This window comes from Nocardia sp. NPDC050406, from assembly GCF_044459025.1.
Classification (GTDB): domain Bacteria; phylum Actinomycetota; class Actinomycetes; order Mycobacteriales; family Mycobacteriaceae; genus Nocardia.
Genome location: NZ_JBITIM010000002.1, coordinates 2,177,232 through 2,199,766, shown reverse-complemented (window position 1 = coordinate 2,199,766; position 22,535 = coordinate 2,177,232). Strand labels below are relative to the sequence as shown.

20 protein-coding genes are annotated in these 22,535 nt (G+C 69.0%); 10 read left to right on the top strand and 10 right to left on the bottom strand.

What is annotated here, in order from left to right:
• Positions 1-39 precede the first annotated feature (39 nt).
• On the top strand, positions 40-1,560 hold the full coding sequence (locus ACIBH2_RS23485) for a multicopper oxidase family protein (RefSeq protein ID WP_397120701.1): 1,521 nt from the start codon (positions 40-42) through the stop codon (positions 1,558-1,560).
• A gap of 11 nt (positions 1,561-1,571) precedes the next feature.
• On the opposite strand, the gene ACIBH2_RS23480 is transcribed toward ACIBH2_RS23485, so the two are convergent.
• From ACIBH2_RS23480 to ACIBH2_RS23460, 5 genes are all read right to left on the bottom strand, one after another.
• Complete coding sequence (locus ACIBH2_RS23480; RefSeq protein ID WP_397120699.1) at positions 1,572-2,276, bottom strand: flavodoxin family protein; 705 nt, start codon at positions 2,274-2,276, stop codon at positions 1,572-1,574.
• A 13-nt stretch (positions 2,277-2,289) separates the two neighbouring features.
• On the bottom strand, positions 2,290-2,706 hold the full coding sequence (locus tag ACIBH2_RS23475) for a hypothetical protein (protein ID WP_397120697.1): 417 nt from the start codon (positions 2,704-2,706) through the stop codon (positions 2,290-2,292).
• On the bottom strand, positions 2,703-3,791 hold the full coding sequence (locus ACIBH2_RS23470) for a molybdopterin-dependent oxidoreductase (RefSeq protein WP_397121011.1): 1,089 nt from the start codon (positions 3,789-3,791) through the stop codon (positions 2,703-2,705). Before ACIBH2_RS23470 ends, ACIBH2_RS23475 begins: the two co-directional genes overlap by 4 nt.
• Positions 3,792-3,991: 200 nt before the next feature.
• On the bottom strand, positions 3,992-4,825 hold the full coding sequence (locus ACIBH2_RS23465) for a DUF2064 domain-containing protein (RefSeq protein WP_397120695.1): 834 nt from the start codon (positions 4,823-4,825) through the stop codon (positions 3,992-3,994).
• A complete protein-coding gene (locus ACIBH2_RS23460; protein WP_397120693.1) occupies positions 4,822-5,487 on the bottom strand; it encodes a glycosyltransferase family 2 protein in 666 nt (221 codons plus the stop codon). Before ACIBH2_RS23460 ends, ACIBH2_RS23465 begins: the two co-directional genes overlap by 4 nt.
• Before the next feature lie 125 nt (positions 5,488-5,612).
• Between ACIBH2_RS23460 and ACIBH2_RS23455 the strand changes: the two genes are divergently transcribed.
• Genes ACIBH2_RS23455 through ACIBH2_RS23445 form a run of 3 tightly spaced genes read left to right on the top strand, consistent with a single transcriptional unit; the run spans position 5,613 to position 8,810 of the window.
• Positions 5,613-7,076 carry a hypothetical protein gene (locus tag ACIBH2_RS23455; RefSeq protein ID WP_397120691.1) on the top strand — a complete coding sequence of 488 codons (1,464 nt, stop codon included), beginning with the start codon at positions 5,613-5,615 and terminating at the stop codon, positions 7,074-7,076.
• 5 nt (positions 7,077-7,081) lie between these two features.
• Entirely contained in the window at positions 7,082-7,786 is a 705-nt protein-coding gene (locus tag ACIBH2_RS23450) for a response regulator transcription factor (protein ID WP_397120689.1), read from the top strand.
• Positions 7,776-8,810, top strand: a complete 1,035-nt coding sequence (locus ACIBH2_RS23445; protein ID WP_397120687.1) for a sensor histidine kinase — start codon at positions 7,776-7,778, stop codon at positions 8,808-8,810. Before ACIBH2_RS23450 ends, ACIBH2_RS23445 begins: the two co-directional genes overlap by 11 nt.
• Before the next feature lie 16 nt (positions 8,811-8,826).
• Here the strand turns inward: ACIBH2_RS23445 and ACIBH2_RS23440 are convergent, their stop codons facing one another.
• A complete protein-coding gene (locus tag ACIBH2_RS23440) occupies positions 8,827-9,885 on the bottom strand; it encodes an NAD-dependent epimerase/dehydratase family protein (protein WP_397120685.1) in 1,059 nt (352 codons plus the stop codon).
• A 222-nt stretch (positions 9,886-10,107) separates the two neighbouring features.
• Here ACIBH2_RS23440 and ACIBH2_RS23435 point away from each other — a divergent pair, with 222 nt between their 5' ends.
• From ACIBH2_RS23435 to ACIBH2_RS23425, 3 genes are read left to right on the top strand one after another with little or no spacing between them, the layout of a single operon-like run.
• Positions 10,108-10,839: an ABC transporter ATP-binding protein gene (locus ACIBH2_RS23435; protein ID WP_397120683.1), complete on the top strand. Its 732-nt coding sequence runs from the start codon at positions 10,108-10,110 to the stop codon at positions 10,837-10,839.
• Positions 10,836-11,627 carry an ABC transporter permease gene (locus ACIBH2_RS23430; RefSeq protein ID WP_397120681.1) on the top strand — a complete coding sequence of 264 codons (792 nt, stop codon included), beginning with the start codon at positions 10,836-10,838 and terminating at the stop codon, positions 11,625-11,627. Before ACIBH2_RS23435 ends, ACIBH2_RS23430 begins: the two co-directional genes overlap by 4 nt.
• Positions 11,624-12,226 (top strand): TetR family transcriptional regulator, encoded by a 603-nt coding sequence (locus tag ACIBH2_RS23425; protein WP_397120679.1) that lies wholly within the window; start codon positions 11,624-11,626, stop codon positions 12,224-12,226. Before ACIBH2_RS23430 ends, ACIBH2_RS23425 begins: the two co-directional genes overlap by 4 nt.
• 4 nt (positions 12,227-12,230) lie before the next feature.
• On the opposite strand, the gene ACIBH2_RS23420 is transcribed toward ACIBH2_RS23425, so the two are convergent.
• Genes ACIBH2_RS23420 through ACIBH2_RS23410 form a run of 3 tightly spaced genes read right to left on the bottom strand, consistent with a single transcriptional unit; the run spans position 12,231 to position 15,197 of the window.
• Positions 12,231-12,452, bottom strand: a complete 222-nt coding sequence (locus ACIBH2_RS23420; RefSeq protein ID WP_397120677.1) for a Trm112 family protein — start codon at positions 12,450-12,452, stop codon at positions 12,231-12,233.
• A gap of 10 nt (positions 12,453-12,462) precedes the next feature.
• On the bottom strand, positions 12,463-12,930 hold the full coding sequence (locus ACIBH2_RS23415) for a GtrA family protein (protein WP_397120675.1): 468 nt from the start codon (positions 12,928-12,930) through the stop codon (positions 12,463-12,465).
• Positions 12,927-15,197, bottom strand: a complete 2,271-nt coding sequence (locus tag ACIBH2_RS23410; RefSeq protein WP_397121009.1) for a hypothetical protein — start codon at positions 15,195-15,197, stop codon at positions 12,927-12,929. The genes ACIBH2_RS23415 and ACIBH2_RS23410 overlap by 4 nt, the downstream gene beginning before the upstream one ends.
• 297 nt (positions 15,198-15,494) lie before the next feature.
• Between ACIBH2_RS23410 and ACIBH2_RS23405 the strand changes: the two genes are divergently transcribed.
• Together ACIBH2_RS23405 and rffA are read left to right on the top strand one after the other, a co-directional pair.
• The gene (locus ACIBH2_RS23405; RefSeq protein ID WP_397120673.1) at positions 15,495-16,556 is read left to right on the top strand and encodes a glycosyltransferase; all 1,062 of its coding nucleotides are present in this window, start codon (positions 15,495-15,497) and stop codon (positions 16,554-16,556) included.
• Positions 16,546-17,685, top strand: a complete 1,140-nt coding sequence (gene rffA / locus ACIBH2_RS23400; RefSeq protein WP_397120671.1) for a dTDP-4-amino-4,6-dideoxygalactose transaminase — start codon at positions 16,546-16,548, stop codon at positions 17,683-17,685. Before ACIBH2_RS23405 ends, rffA begins: the two co-directional genes overlap by 11 nt.
• A 71-nt stretch (positions 17,686-17,756) precedes the next feature.
• On the opposite strand, the gene ACIBH2_RS23395 is transcribed toward rffA, so the two are convergent.
• The gene (locus ACIBH2_RS23395) at positions 17,757-20,708 is read right to left on the bottom strand and encodes an AMP-binding protein (protein ID WP_397120669.1); all 2,952 of its coding nucleotides are present in this window, start codon (positions 20,706-20,708) and stop codon (positions 17,757-17,759) included.
• 411 nt (positions 20,709-21,119) lie between these two features.
• Between ACIBH2_RS23395 and ACIBH2_RS23390 the strand changes: the two genes are divergently transcribed.
• Positions 21,120-22,526 carry a family 2B encapsulin nanocompartment shell protein gene (locus tag ACIBH2_RS23390; RefSeq protein ID WP_397120667.1) on the top strand — a complete coding sequence of 469 codons (1,407 nt, stop codon included), beginning with the start codon at positions 21,120-21,122 and terminating at the stop codon, positions 22,524-22,526.
• Positions 22,527-22,535: the final 9 nt, after the last annotated feature.

Sequence of the window (22,535 nt, the reverse complement as noted above, 5' to 3'; positions counted from 1 at the left end):
CCGATGTGGGAGCGAGCTGGATTTTCCTAGCGTTTACGCATGTCATCGGTGCTTGGGTCGCGAGTGCGACGCATATTCCTCGGCCTCGCGGCCTGTCTGCTCGTCGGTGCGCTCGCCATAGGTGGCGGGTTCGTGTGGGTCTACTCGTCGGCGGATGTATCCACGGTCGGCACAGTCGATTTCGATCGGGAGTTGGCGGTGCCGCCGCTGGCGCAGTCGCGGGTGGAGGCGGATGGGACGCGGGTGTTCGAGCTCGATATGCGTTCGGGACAGCGGGAATTCGAGCCGGGCACGGTGACGCCGACGTGGGGGTTCAACGGGGACTATCTCGGGCCGACGTTGCGGGCGGGGCGTGGCGAGCGGGTGCGGGTCGTGGTGCGCAACGGTTTACCGGAGACCTCGTCGGTGCATTGGCATGGCATGCATCTGCCCGCCGCCATGGACGGCGGGCCGCATCAGCCCGTCGAAGCGGGGGCCACGTGGACGCCGCAGTGGGTCGTCGACCAGCCCGCGGCGACGCTCTGGTACCACCCACATCCGCACGGGGAGACCGAATCTCATGTGCGGCGCGGGTTGGCGGGGATGTTCATCCTCGATGACGCCGACTCGGCGACGGTGGGGTTGCCGCGCACCTACGGCGTGGACGATCTGCCGATCATCGTGCAGGACGCGCGGTTTCGGAACGGGCAGCTCTACGGTGCGCATGCGATCTTCCGGGATGTGGGATTTCTCGGCGATCGGATCCTGGTCAACGGGACGCTCTCGCCGTATCGCGAGGTCGGCGACGAGCTGATTCGGCTGCGGCTGCTCAATGCCTCCACCGCGCGCATGTACAACTTCGGCTTCGCCGATGACCGCCGGTTCGCGGTGGTGGGCACCGACGGCGGGCTGCTGGAGCGGCCGGTGCCGGTGGATCGGGTGCAGTTGTCACCGGGTGAGCGGGCGGAGGTCGTGGTGCGCATGAGCCCCGGAGAACGGGTGACGCTGCGGGGGTATCCGCTCGAGGCCGGACTGGCATCGTTCGATCAGCGGTTCTCCGGCGGGGACGACTCGTTCGACATCCTCCAGTTGCGGGCGGCCGAAACATTGCGTCCCGCAACGGAATTGCCGTCCGAGCAGGTGCGGGCACAGACTCCTGACGGATCCGATTCGGTGCGCGAGCGCGGCTTCGATATTCAGTTCGCGCGGATCAATGGGCAGCAGATGGATATGGGCCGCGTCGACGCCACCGTCACGCGCGGCACCACCGAGACCTGGGTGGTGCGCAATATCGACGGGATGCCGCACAACTTCCATGTGCACGATGTGCAGTTCCGGGTGCTGTCGGTGGACGGGTCGCCGCCGCCCGCCGTGCTGCGCGGGCCGAAGGACACCGTGTACATCGCACCCGGCAGCACCGTGCGGCTCGCGCTGCGGTTCGACGGTCCGGCCGATCCGGGGACGCCGTACATGTTCCACTGCCATCTGATCTGGCACGAGGATCAAGGGATGATGGGGCAGTTCGTGGTGGTCGAGCCGGGTGGTGCGGCGGCCGCGCCGTCCCATCACGGTGGACACTGACCGCTCGCGGTTCAGTGGTATTCCGGGTTCTCGAAGTCGAATCGGCAGCCCGCGTCCCATTCGCTGCGCTGGTTGCCGTGCGCGGGAAATCCGCCCGCGTCCACCAGCATTCGCGCCAGATGCATGAGGTTCCAGGTCATGAAGGTGGTGTTGCGGTTGGTGAATTCGTTCTCCGGCCCGCCGGAGCCGGGATCGAGATAGGAGGGTCCCGGTCCGGCCTCGCCGATCCAGCCCGCATCCGCCTGCGGCGGAATGGTGTAACCGATGTGTTGGAGGCTGTAGAGGATATTCATGGCGCAGTGTTTGATGCCGTCCTCGTTGCCGGTGATGAGGCAGCCGCCGACGCGGCCGTAGTAGGCGTACTGTCCGGCGTCGTTGAGGACGCTGGAGTTGGCGTAGAGCCGCTCGATGACCTGTTTCATGACGGAGCTGTTGTCGCCCAACCAGATCGGACCCGCGAGCACCAGAATGTGCGCGTCCATGACCTGGCGTTGCAGGGCGGGCCATGCGTCGGTCGCCCAGCCGTGCTCGGTCATATCGGGGTAGACGCCGGTGGCGATGTCGTGGTCCACCGGACGGATCTGGGAGACGGTGACGCCGTTCTTCGCCATGATGCGGGCGGACAGGTCGATGAGGCCCTGGGTGTTGCTGCGTTCCGGGGAGCGCTTCAGCGTGCAGTTGAGGAACAGGGCGCGCAGGTCGGTGAAGTCCGCCATGGCGGTGGTCCTTTCAGTCGAGGGTGCGGTCGGTGCGGCGGCGCGGCGCGAGGGCGGCGAGGGCGACCAGCGCCCATACCGTGGCCACGGCGATTGTCAGGCCGAGGAGGTACGGGCGGTCGCGGATCGTGGGATTGTCGGCATTCGCGCCGCCCGGGGCCAGGACGGGGATGGCCAGGGCGACGAGGGTGACGGTGGCGACCGCGCCGCACAGCAGGGGCGCCCAGGCGCGCGGTGGGAGCAGGCGGCGGGCGGTGACGCCGAGGGCGGCGCACAGTGGGGCGAAGATCGCGTCGTGGACGAGAATGCCGCCCGCGAACCAGAATCCGACGGAGAGCAGGTCGGCGCGGTTCATGTGCAGTAGATCGGCGATGCCGAGGCTGGCGAGCCAGAGACCGAAGGTGGCGAGCAGCACGCGGACGGCGGTCATGGGAGCTCCTCGATGGTCGAGAGCCATTTGGTTTGCAGGACGCCGGGGCGGTTCGGGGCGATGAGGCGGCAAGGGTAGCCGTGGTCGAGATTCAGCTCGGAACCGTTGAGGCGCAAGGCGATCAGGGTGTCGGCGGCGAGGACGTGCGGGCGCGGGAGATTCGAGGTGCGGTAGAGGCCGCCGCCCTCCAAGGAGGTGAATCGCACGGTGCCGCCGCGGTATTCGCCGGTGGCGGCGAGGAGGTCGCGCAGGCGCACACCCGACCAGTGCGCGGAGGCGCTCCAGCCTTCGACACAGGCGATGGGGAGGGTGGCGTCGTGCTGGGGCAGGGCGGCCAGTTCCGCGCGGGTGAAGGTGCGGCGGCGGTCGCCGAGGATGACGGTCAAGGCGTAGTCGGCGGCGGTAGCGCGCTCGCCGACCCCGGCTTCGGCGGCGGTGCGGTTGATCGGAACGCCTTGCGGCCCTTCACCACTGCGCGGGGCGAGCACCGAGACCCAGCGCAGGAAGGGAACGGTCTGCCCGGCCACCGCCATGCCCGCCGCGACGGCGGCGAAGGCCGCGCCGCCGAGTATCGCGCGACGCGACACTCCCCCGGCGGGTGCGGGTGTCGGCCGCGTGAGCGCCTCGCGCACGACCGGAAGTTTGACCGCGAGATGGACGGCGAGCGCTCCGACCGCGATATAGGCCATGGCGTAATGGGTGGTGGTGAAGAAGAACTTCCAGGGATAGTTCTGCGCGGTGTTGAACAGCCCGGTGACCAACTGAAAGGTGACCGAACCCACCAGCACCGCAATGGATCCCCGCTCCAGGGCGCGCAGCGGATTGCCGAACAGCGGCCGCGCGAAGAGGCGCGGATAGACCGACCAGAGCTTCACCAGCAGCAGCGGAACGGCGATCACCCCGGAGATGACATGTGTGCCCTGGGTGACGCGGTAGAGCCACACCGGGTGCGCGGGCCAGACGAACCAGGTGGGCGGGTGCTGGATCCAGTGGCTCAGCAGACCGGTGAGGAAGCAGGTGGTGATGGCGAGGCCCAGGGCTATTCCTACTCGCGCCGCGACAGCGGGGCCGCGCGCGGGCGACATGCGTTCGGCAAATGCACTGGGCAGCAGCAGTTTCGACTTAGTCACGCCAGGCCCGTCCGCCGCGGACACAGCGGCACCCGCCTCGGAAACCTCCAGGGGTGCAGCGGTGCCGCCTTCCGCCGAACTCTCGGCCACAGCCCTCGGCTCCGCCTGCCGCGGTTCCGGCACTTCCTCCGCCGGTCCGGGGCTGTCTTTGCCAGTCATGGCGCGGCCGTCGCGTGCAGGGCAGCGAGGCGGTGGAAGGTGCTGGCGAAGCGGCCGGTGGATTGCCCGGCGACCGTGACGGCGTCGTCGTAGGTGTCGACATCGGTCAGCATGGGCAGGCCGTGGACTCGATAGCCGTTGCGGCGCAATACATCCCGTGTCAGTTCACCGGTGCGGGGTGTCGACATCGGCACCTGCGCGAGTTGTGCGGCCGCCCAGGGATTCACCCAGCCCAGCGCCCACCAGCCGCCGTCGGCCGCGGGGCCGAGGACGGCGTCGGCGGGGCCGGTCAGCAGTGCCGCCGCGGCGGTCAGCCGGTCGGCTCCGACCTGCGGGGTGTCCATTCCGATCTGCACGATCGGCAACCCGAAGCGGGCGGCGTCGGCGTGTGCGGCGGCCAGGCGCTGACCGAAGCCCGCACCGCGCTGCGGTACGACGGTGAAATCCGCCAGGGCCGTGGCGATGTCGTCGGACTCCTCGGCGTCGGACAGTTCGCCGGTCCAGGCCACCACCCGCTCGCGGACATTCGCGGCGCGCATCGCGTCGAGCGTGTCGAGCAGTGCGGCCGCCGCCAACCGCGCACCTTCCCGGGGCGACATGGGCGGTGTCAGGCGGGTTTTGGCGAATCCCGCGATCGGCGCTTTGGCGACGACCAGCACGGTGACCGGCAATGCCCGCTCGCCAGCGGCCGCCGGAACAACCGGCGCGACGGCCGATTCGGGCGGCCACGTGCCTTCAGCCCGGTGCGGTGACGGCGGTTGTTCGCTCGCATGATCGATCTTTCCCCATCGCTCGGTCTCGGGCGGGGCGGGCGGGCGGTGGGTGGTCATCGCACACTCCAGAAGTCGCGTATGGCGTGGACCGTGCCACGCACCGAGCCCGAGACCTTCGATGCGCCATGGGTTCTCGGCCGGTAGGTGATGTCGCGTTCGATGAGCGACCAGTTGGCGGCGGCCGCCGCGACCAGGAGTGCGAGGGGATAACCGGAGCGCGGGTGCAGCGGGCCGAGGGTGAGCAGTCGGGCGCGGTGGGCGACACGCATGGCGGCGATATCGTGCACGGGCAGGCCGTAGCGGTGGCGCAGGCGCGCGGCGACCAGGAGATTCCCCAGACGAGCGTGCCAGGGCCAGGCGCGCGGGTGCGCCGCTCGGCGGCGGCCCACGACCATATCGACGTCGGGGGTCAATTCGGCTACCAGGGACGGGATTTCGCGGGGATCCATGGAGCCGTCGCCGTCCAGGACGGCGACGATATCGGTGCGGGCGGCCAACACCCCCGCGTGCACGGCGCTGCCGTAGCCGGGTACCGGCTCGGGTACCACGGTCGCACCGGCGGCGCGGGCGACCTGAGCGGTGGCGTCGGTGGAACCGTTGTCCACCACGATCACCCGATAGCCGGTGGGGATTGCCGAAAGTACGCCGGGCAGTGCGCCCTCTTCATCGCGACACGGGATCACCACCGTGACGCGGGATGCCTCGTTCGATTCGGTCACGCCTAGACCGTAGAGCCGCGACGGCCGAAAAGACCGTAGGAAACCGGTGACGAAAGTATGACGAGAGCTGTGGTGATGCCTTGTACGCATCGGATTCCGGGGTGAGGCGGCCTAGGGTGGTCTCCGTGCGGACGACTGCCCCCACCCGGCTCCCCTCTCGTGTCTCGCGCCGCGCCGACCTCTGGTGCGCGGCGGTCGCGGCCGTACTCGTCGGCGCGGCCATCCTGGTGCCGCGAATCATGGGCAAACAGTGGCGGGATCGGCTCTACGCCGGTGCCGCGCCCCTGTTCGGGGAATGGCTGCCGCATATCGGGTGGGGCACCGGCCCCGCGATCGCCCTCGCCGCCGTGGTCGTCGTCTACGGCCCGAGCGCGGCACGGCGGCTCTCCTGGCGACAACTCCTCGCCACCACGTGGGTGGCGGCGGTGGCGTGGGCCGTCGCGCTGGCCATGGTGGACGGCTGGCAGCGCGGTTTCGCCGGGCGGCTCACCACCCGCGACGAATACCTGCACGAGGTTCCCGGCGTCACCGATATCGGGTCCATGCTGCGCGGATTCTCCGGCCGCATACTCGATTTCCAACCCGATTCGTGGACCACACACGTCTCCGGTCACCCGCCGGGCGCGCTGCTGGTCTTCGTGCTGATGAACCGCATCGGACTCGGCGGCGGAGCCTGGGCGGCGGCCCTGTGCACCGTGACCGGATGCGCGGCGGCCGTCGCGATCCTGGTGACGCTGCGCGCACTGGGCGCGGAGGAACGCGCCCGCGCCGCAGCGCCTTTCCTCGTCCTCGCCCCGGCCGCGCTCTGGATCGCGGTCTCCGCGGACGCGTTCTTCGCGGGGGTGACGGCCTGGGCGGTGGCCCTGCTGGCGGTGGCCACCCGTCAGCGCGAGGGGTGGCTGGCCGCGGCACTCGGCTCCGGGCTGCTCTTCGGCTTCGGCCTCTACCTCAGCTACGGTCTGGTCCTGATGGCCGTCCCCGCCCTGGCGGTCCTCGCGGCGCGCGGCTTCCGCCCGGTCGTGCCGGTCGCGGTGGGCATGCTGGTCGTGGTCGGACTGTTCACCGCCGCCGGATTCTGGTGGTTCGACGGTTATCACCTTGTGGTGCAACGGTATTATCAGGGCATCGCCAGTGAGCGGCCGTTCTCGTACTGGGTGTGGGGAAACCTCGCCGCGACCGTCTGCGCGATCGGTCTCGCCTCGGCCGCCGCGCTGCACCGCGTTATCCGGGGACTCGACCCGCGCCCCTTCCTCCGGAACAGTCCGTCACATGCGACCGCGACCGATCCCGCCGCGCCCCCGCTCGCCGACGCACGCGGTGTCTCGACGGCAACGCTGGTCGAGTCGGTGCGGCGCTGGCGTGCCGCCGTCGACCCGGCCGCGCTCCTGGCCGCGGCCGGGTTGGCGGCACTGCTGCTCGCCGACCTCAGTGGGTTGAGCAAGGCCGAGACGGAACGGATTTGGCTGCCGTTCTCGGTGTGGGTGCTCGCGGGGACGGCGCTGCTGCCGCGGCGCGACACCCGGGTCTGGTTGGGTGCGCAAGCGCTCGGCACACTGGTCATCGCTCATCTCATCCTGACGAACTGGTGATTCGCATGCGCATTCTGGTGGCCGACGACGACCCCGTGGTGCGGGAGGTGGTGCGGCGGTATCTGGAGCGGGACGGCATGACCGTGATCGAGACCGCCGACGGGCCCGGCACCGCGCAGGTGTTGCGGCGCGACGACATCGACCTCGCCGTCCTGGATGTGATGATGCCGCCGCCGGACGGCATCGACCTGGTGCGCATGGTGCGGTCCGGACCGCATCCGGAACTGCCGATCATCCTGCTCACCGCGCTCGGCGAGGAGGACGACCGGGTGCTCGGATTGCAGTCGGGGGCCGACGATTACGTCACCAAGCCGTTCAGCCCGCGCGAGCTGGCGCTGCGGGTGGCCTCGGTGCTGCGCCGCGCCAAACCCGCCACCACGGGCGAGGAAGTGCTGCGCAGCGGGCCGATCGAATTGGCGAAGGCCGCCCGCACCGTGCGGATCGCCGGTGCGCCGGTGGATTTGACGGCGCGCGAGTTCGATCTGCTCGCCTTCCTGCTGGCCCATCCGAATCGGGTGTTCAGCCGCGACGAACTGCTCGCCGAGGTGTGGGGGTGGACCTTCGGCGATCTGTCCACCGTCACCGTGCACATCAAGCGGCTGCGGGCCAAGCTCGGCGCCGCACACCGGATCGACACCGTGTGGGGGCGCGGATACGCTTGGGGCCGGGCGGATTCCGGTACGAGCGAGGGTTCGCACGGTGCCGACTGACACCACCGGGATGATCCTCTACGCCCTCGCCGGATCGCTGCCGGTGGTGGCGGTGGGCGCGGTGTTGTTGCGCTACACCCGCAATCGCGCCATGGCCACGAGTACGGCCCTGCTCGTACTGATTCCGACCCTGGCCACGCTCAGCGGCGTGGTGGCGGTGAGCGGGCTCATGTTCGACGACGCGCTCGCCCGCACCGCCACGGTGCTCGGGGTGGTCGCCGCCGTGACGCTGCCCGCCGCCATCGTGCTGGGTCGCGCGCAGGCGCGAACCATGGTGTGGGAGAAGCAGATGCGGGAGCAGGAGCGGGCCGCCGAACGCTCGCGGCGGGAACTCGTGGCCTGGGTCAGCCACGACCTGCGCACCCCGCTCGCCGGTATCCGCGCCATGGGCGAAGCGCTGTCCGACGGTGTGGTGGCGCGCCCCGACGAGGTGCAGCAGTACGCGGATCGCATTGTGCGAGAGACCAATCGGCTCTCCGCCATGGTGGACGACCTGTTCGAGATGTCGAAGATCAACTCGGGGGCGCTGCGGCTCTCCCTGGAGCCGCTGGATCTGCGCGAACTCGTCGACGAGGTGTCGGCGGCCAACCGGCCCACCGCCGAGCGCGCCGGAATCGCCCTCGGCACAACACAACCCGAAGGCAAGCTCGTGGTGGCCGGGAACGACCGTGCCCTGACCCGCGTGCTCACCAACCTGGTGGCCAATGCCATCGCCCACACCCCGCCGGGCGGGCGCATCGAGATATCGGCGGGCCGAACCGACGACTACGCGTGGGCGCGTGTCGACGACACCGGCCCCGGTATCGCCGACACGGATCTGCCGCGCATCTTCGAGGTCGCCTACCGGGGCAGCGCCGCCCGCTCTCCGGGAGCGGCCGAACTGGGCAGCAGCAGCGGTATGGGTTTGGCCATCGCCGCCGGGCTCGTCGCCGCCCACCACGGCGATATCAAGGCCGAGAACCGCGCGCACGGCGCACGATTCGAGGTGCGGCTACCGCTGTTGCGCGAGCACGGCACGCCCTGAGCGGCGGCCACGGACGTCAGCGCCAGCTCGGCGCACCCGTCGCGGCGGCCGTACGCAAGGGCGCGGACGCGAATTCCGCCAGTCCCGCCGTCGGCGTCACCGCGGCGATGAAATCCAGTGCGCGGCGCGCGCGTTCGGGGCTCGCGACGATATGGCGGACGTCGCCCGCGCGGTACTGCCCGGTGATCACGGGTTCCTCGCCGCCGTGCGCCAAGGCCAGCACCGACGCCACCTCGCCGATCGTGATCGGATGCCCCGAGGCGATATTGAGCGGAACGAAACCGCCCAGGGGTCGCTCGAGGGCCGCGAGATTGGCCGCCGCGATATCGCGCACATGAACGAAATCCCGGGCCTGGCATCCGTCTTCGAACACGCGCGGCGCTTCCCCCGCTTCCAACGTGGACCGGAAGATGGCGGCCACTCCGGAATACGGTGTGTCCCTGGGCATCTCGGGCCCGTACACATTGTGATAGCGCAGCGCCGTCACCGTCGACCCGGTCGCCGTGGCCCACGCGAGCGCGTAGTGCTCCTGCGCGACCTTGCTGGCGGCGTACAGACTGCGCGGGCGCAGCGGCGCGTCCTCGCCGACTGTCGTCCAGGTCAATGGCCGCCCGTCCGCGTCGAGGTGATCGAAGCGACCGCGATCGAGGTCCTCGCGGCGGCGCGGATGCGGCGTCACCGGCGCACCGTCCGCGTCGAGATAGGCCCCTTCGCCGTAGACCACCATGGACGAGGCCAGCACCAGGTGACGACAGCGCGCCCGCTCCATGGCCGCCAACAGCACGGCAGTCCCGAAGTCGTTGTGACTGGCGTACGCGGGCGCGTCCTGGGCACTGACCCCAGCGCCCACCACGGCGGCCTGATGACACACCGCGTCGACACCGCGCAGCCGAGGGTCGAGCGCGTCGGGATCACGCACATCCACCAGCTCCACCCCGTCGGGCGGCAGCGCCGCCGGACCGTGGGCGGCGGCCAGCATGAGGTCGACGGCGATCACCTCGTGCCCGGCCGCCGCCAGGGCATGCCGAATATGCGATCCGATGAATCCGGCGGCGCCGGTCAGTAATACGCGCACGAACGTCCTCCATGAGGTGCGGCAGCGATGTCGCCCGCGATTGTCGTCGCCGCTTCGCCGCCTGGGCCACACGACAGGCCCACTACGGCGAATACGTCAGCGATTGGTCACACCACACCGCGCGTCGCGCGCCGACACACGCAGGGGCTTGCGTCTTGGCCCCCACCGGGCGCAGAATTCATCACGTAGTGAATTCAACACTCGATGAATTGAGGGTGACCCATGACGGCACCGAATTCCCTGCCCGCCGTACAGGTCGACGACCTGCGGGTCGACCGAGGCGGACGCCAGGTTCTGCACGATATTTCGCTGACCGTGCCGCACGGCAGCATTACCGGTCTGCTCGGCCCCTCCGGCTGCGGCAAGACCACGCTCATGCGCTGCGTCGTGGGCACCCAGATCGTCGAGTCGGGCACCGTGCGAGTGCTAGGCGAGGAGGCGGGCTCGCCGGGACTGCGCTCGCGGGTCGGGTACGTGACGCAGGCTCCGAGCATCTACGACGACCTCACGGTGACCGACAATGTCTCGTATTTCGGTGCGCTGTACGGTGCTTCGCGCGATCAGGTGGACGCGGCCATTCAGGCGGTCGGCCTCGGCGACCATGCCGCCCAGCGCGGCAATCAGCTCTCCGGCGGGCAGCGCACCCGGGCGTCGCTGGCGTGCGCGCTGGTGGCCGATCCGGAGGTGCTGGTCCTCGACGAACCCACCGTGGGGCTCGATCCCGTGCTGCGCGTGGACCTGTGGAAGCAGTTCCACGCCCTCGCCGACCAAGGCCGCACGCTACTGGTGTCCAGCCATGTCATGGACGAGGCCGAGCACTGCGACCAACTGCTGCTCATGCGCGACGGGCATCTGCTCGCCCAACTCAGCCCCGACGAACTGCGCTCCGATACCGGCGAATCCAGTTTGGAGAACGCGTTTCTCGCCCTCATCGAGATGGGAGGACGGTCATGACCGCCACCCTCGCCCGACCGGCCGGGCCGCGCCCGCTGCGGTGTTATGTCGCCACCACCGTGCGTATTCTGCGGCAATTGCGCGCCGACCACCGGACCGTGGCCATGCTGCTGCTGGTCCCCGCCCTGCTGCTGACCCTGCTGTACTTCGTCTACCAGGACTCCCCGCAGCCGCCGCCGGGCGTGCCGCGGCTGTTCGACCGGGTCGGCATCAGCATGCTCGGCATCCTGCCGTTCATCGTCATGTTCCTCATCACCGCCATCGCCATGCAGCGGGAACGGACCTCGGGCACCCTGGAGCGGCTCATGACGACACCGCTGTCGAAGCTGGACCTGCTCGCCGGATACGGGTCGGCCTTCTCCGTCGCCGCCACCGCGCAGGCCGGGGTGGCGTGCCTGGTGGCGTTCTGGCTGCTGGATCTGCGCGCGGCGGGCAGCGTGTGGCTGGTGCTGTTGATCGCCGTGGTGGACGCGGTCCTCGGGGTGGCGCTCGGGCTGCTGGCAAGTGCCTTCGCGCGCACCGAGTTTCAGGCCGTACAGTTCATGCCCGTGATCGTCGGACCCCAGTTCTTCCTGTGCGGCCTGCTGGTGCCGCGCGGCGACCTGCCCGGCTGGCTGGAGGTGATCAGCAACGCGCTGCCGCTGAGCTACGCGGTCTCGGCGCTGCAGGAGGTGTCGCGGCATCCCGGGGCCACCGGTGAGATGTGGCGCGATCTCGCCATCGTGGCGCTGTTCGCCGCCGCCGCACTGTGTCTCGGCGCGGCGACGCTGCGCAGGCGCACCGCGTGACGGCAGCGAGCGGCGGGCGCAGCGGGCGGCGGCCCGGACGGTCCGGCACCCGGGAGGCGATTCTCGACGCCGCCCGGGTGCGCTTCGCCGAGGTGGGCTTCGACCGGGCCTCGATCCGATCCATCGCCACGGCGGCGGGTGTGGATCCGGCGCTGGTGCATCACTACTTCGGTACCAAACAGCAATTGCTCACGGCCGCACTGGATATCCCGGCCGATCCGGCGATCATTCGCAATGCCATCCTCGCCGCGCCCGACGAGGTCCTGGGCGAGACGGTGGTGCGCACCGTGGTCGGCATCTGGGACTCCCCCATCGGCGTGCAGGCCGTCGCCGCCTTCCGCAGCCTGCTCGGTGGCGGTGAACCGGCGCTGGCACGCACCTTCCTGTTGGAGGTGGCGCTGAAAGACGTTCGCAGACGGGTGGATTCACCGCCCGGCACCGGAGCCGAGCGGGTGGTGCTGGCCGCCTCGCAGCTCATCGGGGTGCTGATCACGCGCAAGGTCCTCGAGGTCGAGCCGATCGCCTCGATGACCGTGGACGAACTCGCCGCCCGGGTCGGGCCGACGGTGCAGCGCTACCTCACCGGCGAGCTGCCCTGACGGCTCAGACCTGTGCGGTGAAGGTGGCGTCCTCGCCGTCGGAGACGTCGCGGGCCTCGTCGACCAGCAGGACCGGAATGCCGTTGTCGATCGGGTAGACGCGGCGCAGACGCGGGTTGTAGAGCAGGCTGTCGCCGTTCGCGTCGCGGACGAGCTGCAACGGGCCCTTGTCCTGCGGGCAGGCGAGCAGGCTGAGCAGGGTGGCGTCCAGGATTTCCTCCGACATGACGCCTAACCTACCGGGTGGCCGGGACGGGCTGGGAATCGTGGTCCGAGCGCCGGAACGAGATGTGGCGATGCCCGAAGAACGACACCACCGCCACCAGTCCCATGACCACGATGGTCGCGGGGGTCTCGGGTGCGTGCAGCAGCGACACCGCGAGCTGCAATCCGACGATATTGAGGCCGAGGCCGACGGAGTTCACGGCGGCGAAGGCCACGAAATCGCGCAGCACCTTGCCCTGGACCCGGAACACCATGGTGCGGTGCAGCACGAACGCCACCACGATGCTGATGGCGTAGGTCAGCACCGGAGCCAGCGCCACCGCCACCGGCTGGGACACCGCACCGCCCAGCACCTTCAGCCAGCCGACGGTGAGCGCCATGCCGAGCACGGTGTTGAACCCGCCGACCATGGCGTAGGCGACCTCCTGCCGCCGCACCAGCCGCAGCAGCGGCCCGGGGGTCTCGACCACCGTGCTCACGACACCGCACCCGCCAGTTGGCGTTCCGGCGTTTCGGCCGAGCCGTCGCCGGAATCGTCCTCGTCGTCGCGGCGCGAGCGGATCCACAGCCACTGCAGCACACCGAGGCCGATCAGTCCGGCCGCGGCCGTGGCGATGCCGATCTTCCAGCCCGGCGGCCGCCAGGTCACCTCCAGGTCGGCATTGCTGGTTCCGGCGGGGATATCCACGGCGACAAAGGATTTCGCCACGGTGGTGAAGGGAATCGATTTGCCGTCCAGGGTGACGCGGTAGCCCGGCCAGCCCAGGCGGGCGAAGACCACGCGCCCGCCGTTCTCCGACGAAACCCGCACGCTGCTGGAGGTATTCGATTCCGAGACCGAGGTCGCTGTGACGTTGTGCGCGTCCGCGATGCGCCCGTTCACCGTCGAGATCGGCCCGCCGTCGCGCTCCAGCACCGAGATCCACTTCTCGTGGCCCGGATACGACGCCCAATGCCATCCCTGCGGCGCGGGCTGGGCGTCGGCGTCGGGGAACATGGCCCGCTGCAACACCACTCGGTCGATCAGCATGAGATCGGCGAGGGTGCGCCCGGTGGTCGGTTCGGGGGTGAACATGCGGCGGTAGGCGTCGGGGCAGACGCTGCCGTCCCACCGCATACAGGTCATCTCACCGAAGTAGAAGTGCCCGTTGGGCGTATAGCCCTGCACATAGTTCAGCTCCAGGTCCTTGGCGTAGTTCCCGAACACCAGCGAGCCGTACGCGCCGTCGAGTGACTTGTCGTTCGGCCCCAGCAGCCCGCGGTCGCCGAGCTGAATCGTGGTGCCGCCGCTGAACTTCGGGAACGCCGCTTTGGCCTCGTCGCGGTCGGCGGGCAGATTCCACGACATGATGTTCGGCTGTACGTTCCACACCTGGTAGTAGGCGATGGGGAACATGGCCGCGATGGTCAGCAGCGCGGCCGCCGCCGCGCCGCGCGTGCGCGCCAGCCAAACGCAGGCCGCCACCAGCCCGAGCACCACGGCCGCGGCCAGCACATGCCACAGCACATCGTGCGGGTCGGCGGAGAAGGTGCGCACCCACAGCGCGAGCACCAACACGCCCGCCGCGATCAGGCGATCGCGCCAGCCCCGGACGGTCGCGAACCGGCCCAGCAGCACGCACACCAGCACCAGCAGTCCGATGGCCAGCATGGGCAGGACGCGGGCGGGCCAGCGCAGCGGGCCGATGGTGCCCGGCCCGGCGGTCCACATGAGCGCCATGATGGCGACCAGTGCGATGGAGACGAACTCTTTCCAGTGCTCGCGCGCCTTGCGCCAGTCCACGAAGGCCAGCGCCGGAATCAGGAACCACGCGATATAGGTCATCGGCAGCGGCTGCACATAGCCCCACCACGAGCTGAACGCGGGCATGGTGGAGGGCAGCGAGGCGTTCAGCGATTCCGACCATGGCACCGTGAGGAATTGGTCGTTGTTGATCTGCGAGGTGCCGCGCCAGCTCACCTTGGCCGAGAGCATGGACGGCAGGAAGGTCAGCAGCCCGGCCAGCCCGGCGCATCCGGCCGCGACCACCAGGCGCAGCAACGGTTTTCCGACCGCGTGCCACCAGGGCGCGAGTTCGCGCACCGCCGCGCCCAGCCGCGACCACTGCCGCACCAGCGCGGACACGATGCCGCCCAACGGTTTCCAGAACGGCCGCTCGGCCACCACCATCTCCCCCACCGCGACGGCGAGGAGCATGAGCACCGATTCGACCGCCGGGAAGATGTACTGCACCGAGATGGCCAGGTACAGGAAGACGAAGACCGGGATCGGCCCGCTCTTGCCGCGCACGTAGCGCACCGACGAGGCCCACGCGTGCAGCATGTACGCGGTGCCGGTGAGCGCGGTCATCCAGCTGGCGGTGTCGAAGAACAGGAAGAAGCCGGTGAACGGGAAGGCCACTCCCGCGACCGCCGCCCAGTGCGGCTTCGCGCCGTAGACCAGGCAGACGCGGTACACGCCGAGCCCGGCGAGTATCGAGAACAGCAGCTTCACGATGGTCGCGTACACCGCGAGATTGGGTACCGAGGGCGCGATCAGGTCGATGAGCAGCTGCGGCGGGTTGAACAGGCCCGCCTCCTCCATGGTGTAGTTCCCCGACATCCACTGCTCGGGAACCATGACCGGGAACCGGCCGTCGCGCATGGCGCGTCCCAGCATCACCCACATGGGCGCGTACTGGGATTCGGTGTCGTCGGTATAGAAGTGCCGGACGTTCGCCAGCAGGACCGCCGCGTAGCCGAGCATCACCCCGACCGCGGTGATCGCTCCCCACCGGAACACCTCGCGCCGCGTGTCGACAGTTCCACTTTCCACCACGAGTTCGAAACCCTACAGGGCGTTCCTGAGCTTGGCATCGCCCCCGCGCACCGCGATTCGGCGGGGCGCGCGAGACCGGCTCGGGCGGTGCGGCGAAGATGATCGGGTGATGACCCGCTGTCCCGAAAGCCGAGACCCGCACCGTGTTAGAGTTCACGGCGGCTCGGGCTCTGTTACCACGCGAGGAGTACCGGCACGCACCGTCATCGAAAGTCGATTCAGTTGATGCCGATTTCGTCCGAAACCCACACGTCCGAGAGCGTGCCCACGCGGGTGCACGGCGTCTCCGTGGTGGTCCCCGTCTACCGCGGTGCGGAAACCATTGCCGCCCTGGTCGAAGAATTGGACAAATTGGGCGGAAGTCGTGATACCGCCGCCGGATTCGCCTATCGCGTCGACGAGATCATCCTGGTGCACGATCACGGTCCCGACCGCTCCGATGTGGTGCTGAAGGAACTCGAACGCGCCTATCCGCAGGTTCGCCCGGTATGGCTGAGCCGCAATTTCGGCCAGGACGCCGCCACCATCGCCGGTATGGCCGCCGCGCGCGGCGACTGGATCGTCACCATGGACGAGGACGGCCAGCACGATCCGGCCTTCATCGGCGACTTCCTGGACGCCGCGCTCACCCAGCGCGCCGATCTCGTGTACTCCAAGCCGGTCAACACTCGCCCACACGGCTTCCTGCGCAATATCACCTCGCGCGGCGCGAAGATCGTCCTGGCCACGGTGTTCGCCTTCCCCGATTCCACGCGGTTCGAGAGCTACCGGCTGATTCGCGGCGATATCGGCCGCCAACTGGCCGAGGTGGCGTCCAACGGCGTGTACCTCGATGTCGCCCTCACCTGGGTGGTGGGCAATACCGCGCAGGTGCCGGTGCAGCTGCGCGCCGAGGGCCGCGAGGAGTCCGGCTACAACTACCGCCGCCTGTTCTCGCTGTTCTGGAAGATGGTGCTGTGCAGCGGAACTCGCGGCCTGCGCCTGGTGAGTGTGCTGGGCGTGACGCTGGCGCTGGCGGGTGGGGTCATGGCGACCTGGGTCGTCTACCACGCGCTCACCGACAGCGGCGGCGATCCCGAGGGCTGGGCCTCGCTCATGATGGTCATGCTGCTGTGTTCGGGCGCGATCCTGTTCTCGCTCGGCCTGATCGCCGAATACCTCGGTGTCGCACTGCATGTGCTGGTGGGCAAGCCGCTGTACCTGACCGTGCAATCGCCGACACCGCGCCCGGACGACCGGGAACCGCTACCGACCGCACCGAGGGGGACCGATCCGGGTGAGCACTGATCGCATCATCTTCAGCCGCCCGTTCCGGGCCCAGCACGAACTGGCCAACCTCGCGGCCGTCCTCGACTCCGACCACAGCCACGGCGACGGCGCGTTCACCGCCTCGGCCACCGCGAAGCTCAAGGCCATCACCGAGGCGCCGCACGCGCTGCTCACCACCTCCTGCACCAGCGCCCTCGAAATGGCCGGGCTGCTGCTGGAGCTCGGGCCCGACGACGAGGTGATCGTGCCGAGCTTCGCGTTCACCTCCACGGCCACCGCCATGGCGCTGCGCGGGGCGACGGTGGTCTTCGCCGATATCGACCCGGCCACCGGCAATCTCGATCCGGCCGCGGTCGCCGCCGTGGTCACCGAGCGCACCAAGGCCGTCATGGTCATTCACTACGGCGGTGTGGGCGCGGATATGGAGGGGCTGCTCACGCTCGCGCGCGAGCACGGCTTCGCCCTCATCGAGGACAATGCGCACGGCCTCGGCGGCCGGTGGCGCGGTAAGCCGTTGGGCACCATCGGCACCGTCGGCGCGCTCAGCTTCCACGACACCAAGAACGTGCACTGCGGTGAGGGCGGCGCGCTGCTGCTCACCGACGAGATCCTCATGGCCCGGGCGGAGATCATTCGCGAGAAGGGCACCGACCGCGCCCGCTTCCTGCGCGGCGCGGTGGACAAGTACTCCTGGCAGGACATCGGCTCCAGCTACCTGCCCAGCGAACTCAATGCCGCCGTGCTCGACGCCCAGCTGGCGGAGTTCGACACGATTCAGGCCAACCGGCACCGGGTCTGGGACAGCTATGCCGCCGGACTGCCGGAGTGGGCGCGCCGCAACGACGTCAGGCTCATGACCGTCCCGGAGGACCGCGAGCACACGGCGCATCTGTACTACCTGCGCGTCCCCACCGAGGAGCGCCGCGACGACCTGATTCGTCATCTGGCCGAGCGCGGCATCGTCGCCCCGTTCCACTATGTGCCGCTGGATTCCAGTCCGGCGGGGCTCAAGCTGGGGCGCACGCCGGTGCCCTGCACCCGCAGCGCCGAATTCTCCGGAACCGTTGTGCGCCTGCCATTGTGGCCCGCGCTCACCGAGGCGCAGATCGCCCGCGTCATCGACGCGGTCACCGAATTCACCGTCTGAGGTTCACTCTCGCGTACGCCTGGGGCCCTTCCGGATTATCCGGAAGGGCCCCAGGCGTTTTCGGGTATCGCTCAGGCGAAGAGGCGCTCGGCCACCGCCGGGGTGAGGATCTCGTAGACCTCCGAATCCCGGTTGTACCACCAGGTTCGATCGCCCGGCCGGGGCGCGCCCGCCGCCTGCACCGCCCGGGTGGAGGGCCGGAAGGTGGAGCTGCGCGGGATGTCGTCGACGACATGAATGATGTCGGGGCGCTGATCCGGGGCCAGGGCGCGCACCGCCTCGGTGACATCCTTGGGCTCCAGCCGGAAGCCCTCGCGAATGCTCACCGCGGCGACGGCGAGGGTGCGGTCACCGGCCGGAAGTCCGTACGCCACTTCCATATCCACCGCCGTGATGTCGTTGAGGACATCCACGATCGGTTGGGTGTAGACCGGCCCGCGCGAGGTGTGGATGACGGTGTCGCGGCGATCCATGAGCCAGTAGTCGCCGTCGCTGTCGCGGCGGAAGAGGTTCTCGGTGGGCATCCAGGCGTCACCGGGCGCGAAGACCCCGCGCAGCCCGCCGCGCGAGAAGTCGACGGTGTCGGAGCCGGTGCCGATGAGCAGGCCCACCTCGTTGTCGGCGCAGCGGCGCGCGTAACCCGAAGCGTCGACCAGGATTTCGTCGGTCTCCGGATCGTAGGCGATGAGCTCCACCTTGGCGGTGCCGGGGACGGGGCGGCCCTTGGAGCCGAGCTTCTGCCCGGAGACGTTGGCCAGCACCACATCTCCCTCGATCGAGGCGTAGAACTCCAGCACCCGTGCGGGTTCGAAGCGCTCCTGGGTGCGCCGCCACAGGCCCAGCGGCATACCGGAGCCGATGAACAGGCGAATCGGATGCGGATGGCCGTTCGGGAAGGTGTCGGCATCGAGGATGTCGCGCAACATGGTCCAGGTGTAGGTGACCACCGTGACGCCGTAGCGGTGCACCTCCTCGGCGAAGCGGGCCGGATCCAGCGACCGGGCCAGCGCGATCCGGCTGCCGCCCGCGATGGCGCCACCCAGGCTGACCAGCAGGCCGGACGAATGGTACAGCGGCGCAAGGCAGTACACGGTGTCGCGGCGATCCAGATCCGCCGCCGTCGCGGTTCCGAAGGCCGACAGCGCCCACCGGTGGTTGGTCACGTATTTGATGTCGAACCGGTCGCCGGTGCCGGTCACGAGAATGAACGCCAGCTCGCGCGCCAGACCGGGATTGGGGCGGTACCAGCCGGGCAGGGTCACCTTGGCCGGGTCGACCTGCTCCAGATCGACCACCTCGCCGCCGGGCGGAATATCGAGCCCGCGCGAGTCGCCGCCGCCCAGCACCAGGGTGCGCAGCCCCGTGGCCGCGGCGGCCCGCAGGTTCTCCGGATCCGCGATGAGCAGTTTGGTGTCGGTGAGCTTGGCGACCTGGGCGAGTTCACTGCCGGGTGCGAGCAGCACCGCAACCGCGCCCAAACGCGACAGCGCGGCGATGGCGGCCATGGCGCTGGGGCGCGTCTCCATGACGACGCCCACCCGGGTGGCGGGGCGCACGCCCTGGGAGATGAGCCCGCGCACCACATTGTCGATGCGGGTGTTCACGGCCGCGTGGGTGTGCACGCGGTCGTCGAAGAGAAAGGCCTCGCGCTGCGGACCGCGACGGGCCTGCTCGGCCATCAAGCGGCCCAACGAGATTCGAGTGTTCGGCTGGATCATGCCCAGCCGGGTCAGGCGGGGCAGCGCCCGCGCGGCCTCACCGGTCAGTTCGACCGAGCCGCGCAGCGTACTGCTCGCGACGCCCTCGAGCGTCTTGCCGATGCCCGTCCCGGCCTCGGCCAGGGTGGCGGCGGCGTGCACCACGCGATTGAGCGCCGAGCGCTGCCCGGTACGCGAGACGTGTTCGACCATGGGCTCGATCTGAGCGGGCAGATCCCCCTGTCCGCTCACCCACTTCACCCAGTCGCGCACCAGCGGCCAGGTCTGGCGGGTGGCGACACTGCCCGCGACCAGGCCGAAGTGCCCGGCCACCACGCTCGCCTCGTAGACGTCGGCATTGGGGGCGGCGCGCACGATCCCGCGTACGGCGGCGGGCTGGCCGATATCGTCGACCTCGCCGACGAAGGCCAGGATCGGGCAGCGGATCTCGGCGAGGGAGATGGGGTGGTCGCGAATGACGAAGCCGCCCAGCATCATTCGATTGTGCTGCACGAACTGCTCGAGCAGGTCGGTGAGGGCCGGGCCCGGGTAGCCGAGCCAGCCGTCGGCCTCGAGGAAGCGGCGCTGGCGCTCCTTGGGCAACAGCGCCTCCCGATTGTGCAGCTGGCGCAGGAAGTCGATGCGCGCCCGCGCGGTCTTGACCGGGTCCAGGGCCTGAAAGCCGAGGCGCACCATGGAATCGGTGATGGGCAACCGGTTCACAACATGGTCGGAGAGGAAACCCGCGATATCGGCGGCCAGCCCGTGCGGCAGTCCGAGGGGCATACCCGCCACGATGTCGACCGGACTGCCGAAGGTGACGATGCTGTCCACGCCCTTGCCGTACCGGTAGGCGGTGGCCTGGTAGGCGAACATGCCGCCCTGGGAGTACCCCATGAGATGGACGCCGTGCCCGGTGATCTCGTTGACGGTGTCGATGGCGCTGCTCACCGCGAGCACATGGTCGGCCAGATCCCGTTGCCAGCCGCCCTCTTCCACGGCGGGCGAGCCGAAATCCACCACCCAGCAGTCGATTCCGGCGGCGCTGAGAATGCCCACCGCGCCGTCGGCGGCGTTCACGTCCCACAGCTCGGCGCTCACCATGAGCGGCGGCACCAGGACCGCCACGGGACGACCCGGGGTGGTGTCGTCGGGGAAGTAGTGCCGCAGCCGGTACATGCGTTTGCGCTCGACCACCTCGTACGGAGACGATTCGATATCGTGCGCCAGCCCCCCGAACCGGATCACCTCGAGTCCGTTCTGCGCGGTGGCGACCAGCCGCTGCACCGGCCCCATAACGGACTTCGTATTGAATTTCACGACCACTCCCAGACGTACCCTGTCACGTGACCCGCGCCACCCGCCCCGGCGCGTTCAGATGAGCTTGCCACACCGCCAGCCTACTTCGCGGGGCTTGTGAGCAGCGCCATGCCCGGTCAGCACGCGGTTTGCGGAGAGATCGCGGCGGTCCATCGGGAGAAATATTCCGGTCGGTACTTCCATGGTGAAGCGTAGAAAAATACTGGACGTCAGCAATAGCAATGCGACCGCAGGAATGTTCCTGCGTTCCGCTGCGGCCGGGGGACCTGACGAACTACCATCGAATCGCTGGAACGCACTGTCGCGCACGTCATTTCATTCACTTTGACATAAAGCAGGCCATCGACCGCCTGCCATATCGCCGCGTAAATCACCGGCCGCCCGCACCGGCGGCAATTCGAGGGTGAGGACTTCAGCATGACCATAGATATGCCCATCCAGACCGACAACCACGTCCAGAAGAGCCTCAGTACCGGTGCCGCCCACCAGCTGGCGCACACCACCAAATCCGAACCCCAGATGCAGGGCATCAGCTCCCGCTGGCTCACCCGGTCACTGCCATGGGTGCAGGTCAAGGGCGGTGTCTACCGCGTGAACCGGCGACTCACCCATACCGTCGGCAATGGCGAGGTGGAGTTCGTCATCGACGGGTCGAAGGCCCGGGTCATTCCCATGGAATTGACCGAAATGCCGCAATTGCGGGATTACGACGACGAGGAAGTACTGGGCGCGCTGGCCCGGCGTTTCGAACAGCGCGATCTCGACCCCGGCACGGTCATCGCCGAATTCGGCAACCATATGGAGCAGCTGTTCCTCATCGTGCACGGCAAGATAGCCAAGATAGGCACCGGCGAATACGGCGAGCAGACCAAACTCGGAATGCTCGCGGGCGGCGACTATTTCGGCGACGAGATGCTCACCGATTCGAATGCCATCTGGCCGGTCACCCTCAAGACCGTCACCCCCGCCACGATTCTGGTGTTGCCACGGGCCGCGCTGGCGGAGGTGGTGGACAATTCACCGAGTCTGCGGGATCGACTCAGCGCCATGGCCTCCGCGCCGAAGCGGCCGCAGAACAAATACGGCGAGGCCGAGATCATGGTCTCCTCCGGCCATTCCGGTGAACCCGTACTCGAAGGCACCTTCGTCGACTACGACTCCGCGCCACGCGAATACGAGCTGAGCCTGGCGCAGACCGTGCTGCGGGTGCACAGCCGCGTCGCGGATCTGTTCAACGATCCGATGGACCAGATCGAACAGCAGCTGCGCCTGACCATCGAGGCGCTCTACGAGCGGCGCGAATCGGATCTGGTCAACAATCCCGACTACGGCCTGCTGCACAATTGCGATCTCAAACAGCGCATCTACACCGAGTCCGGGCCGCCGACGCCCGACGATATGGACGAGCTGCTGTCCATGCGGCGCAGCACCAAACTCTTCCTGGCGCACCCCAAGGCCATCTCGGCCTTCGGTCGCGAGTGCACCAAGCGCGGGATCTACCCGGACCCGGTGGAGGTCGACGGCCGCAAGATCCCGGCGTGGCGGGGCGTACCCATTTTCCCGTGCGGCAAGATCCCGGTGAGCGACAAGCAGACCACCTCGATCCTGGCCATGCGCGTCGGCGAGAAGGATCAGGGCGTCATCGGCCTGCACCAGACCGGAATTCCGGACGAGTACGAGCCCAGCCTGAATGTGCGGTTCAAGGGCATCGACGATCAGTCGATCATCTCCTACCTGGTCAGCTGCTATTACTCCGCGGCCGTCCTCGTTCCCGATGCGCTCGGCATTCTCGACAATGTGCTGGTCGCCCGGCAGACCGACTAGCCGGGGTGA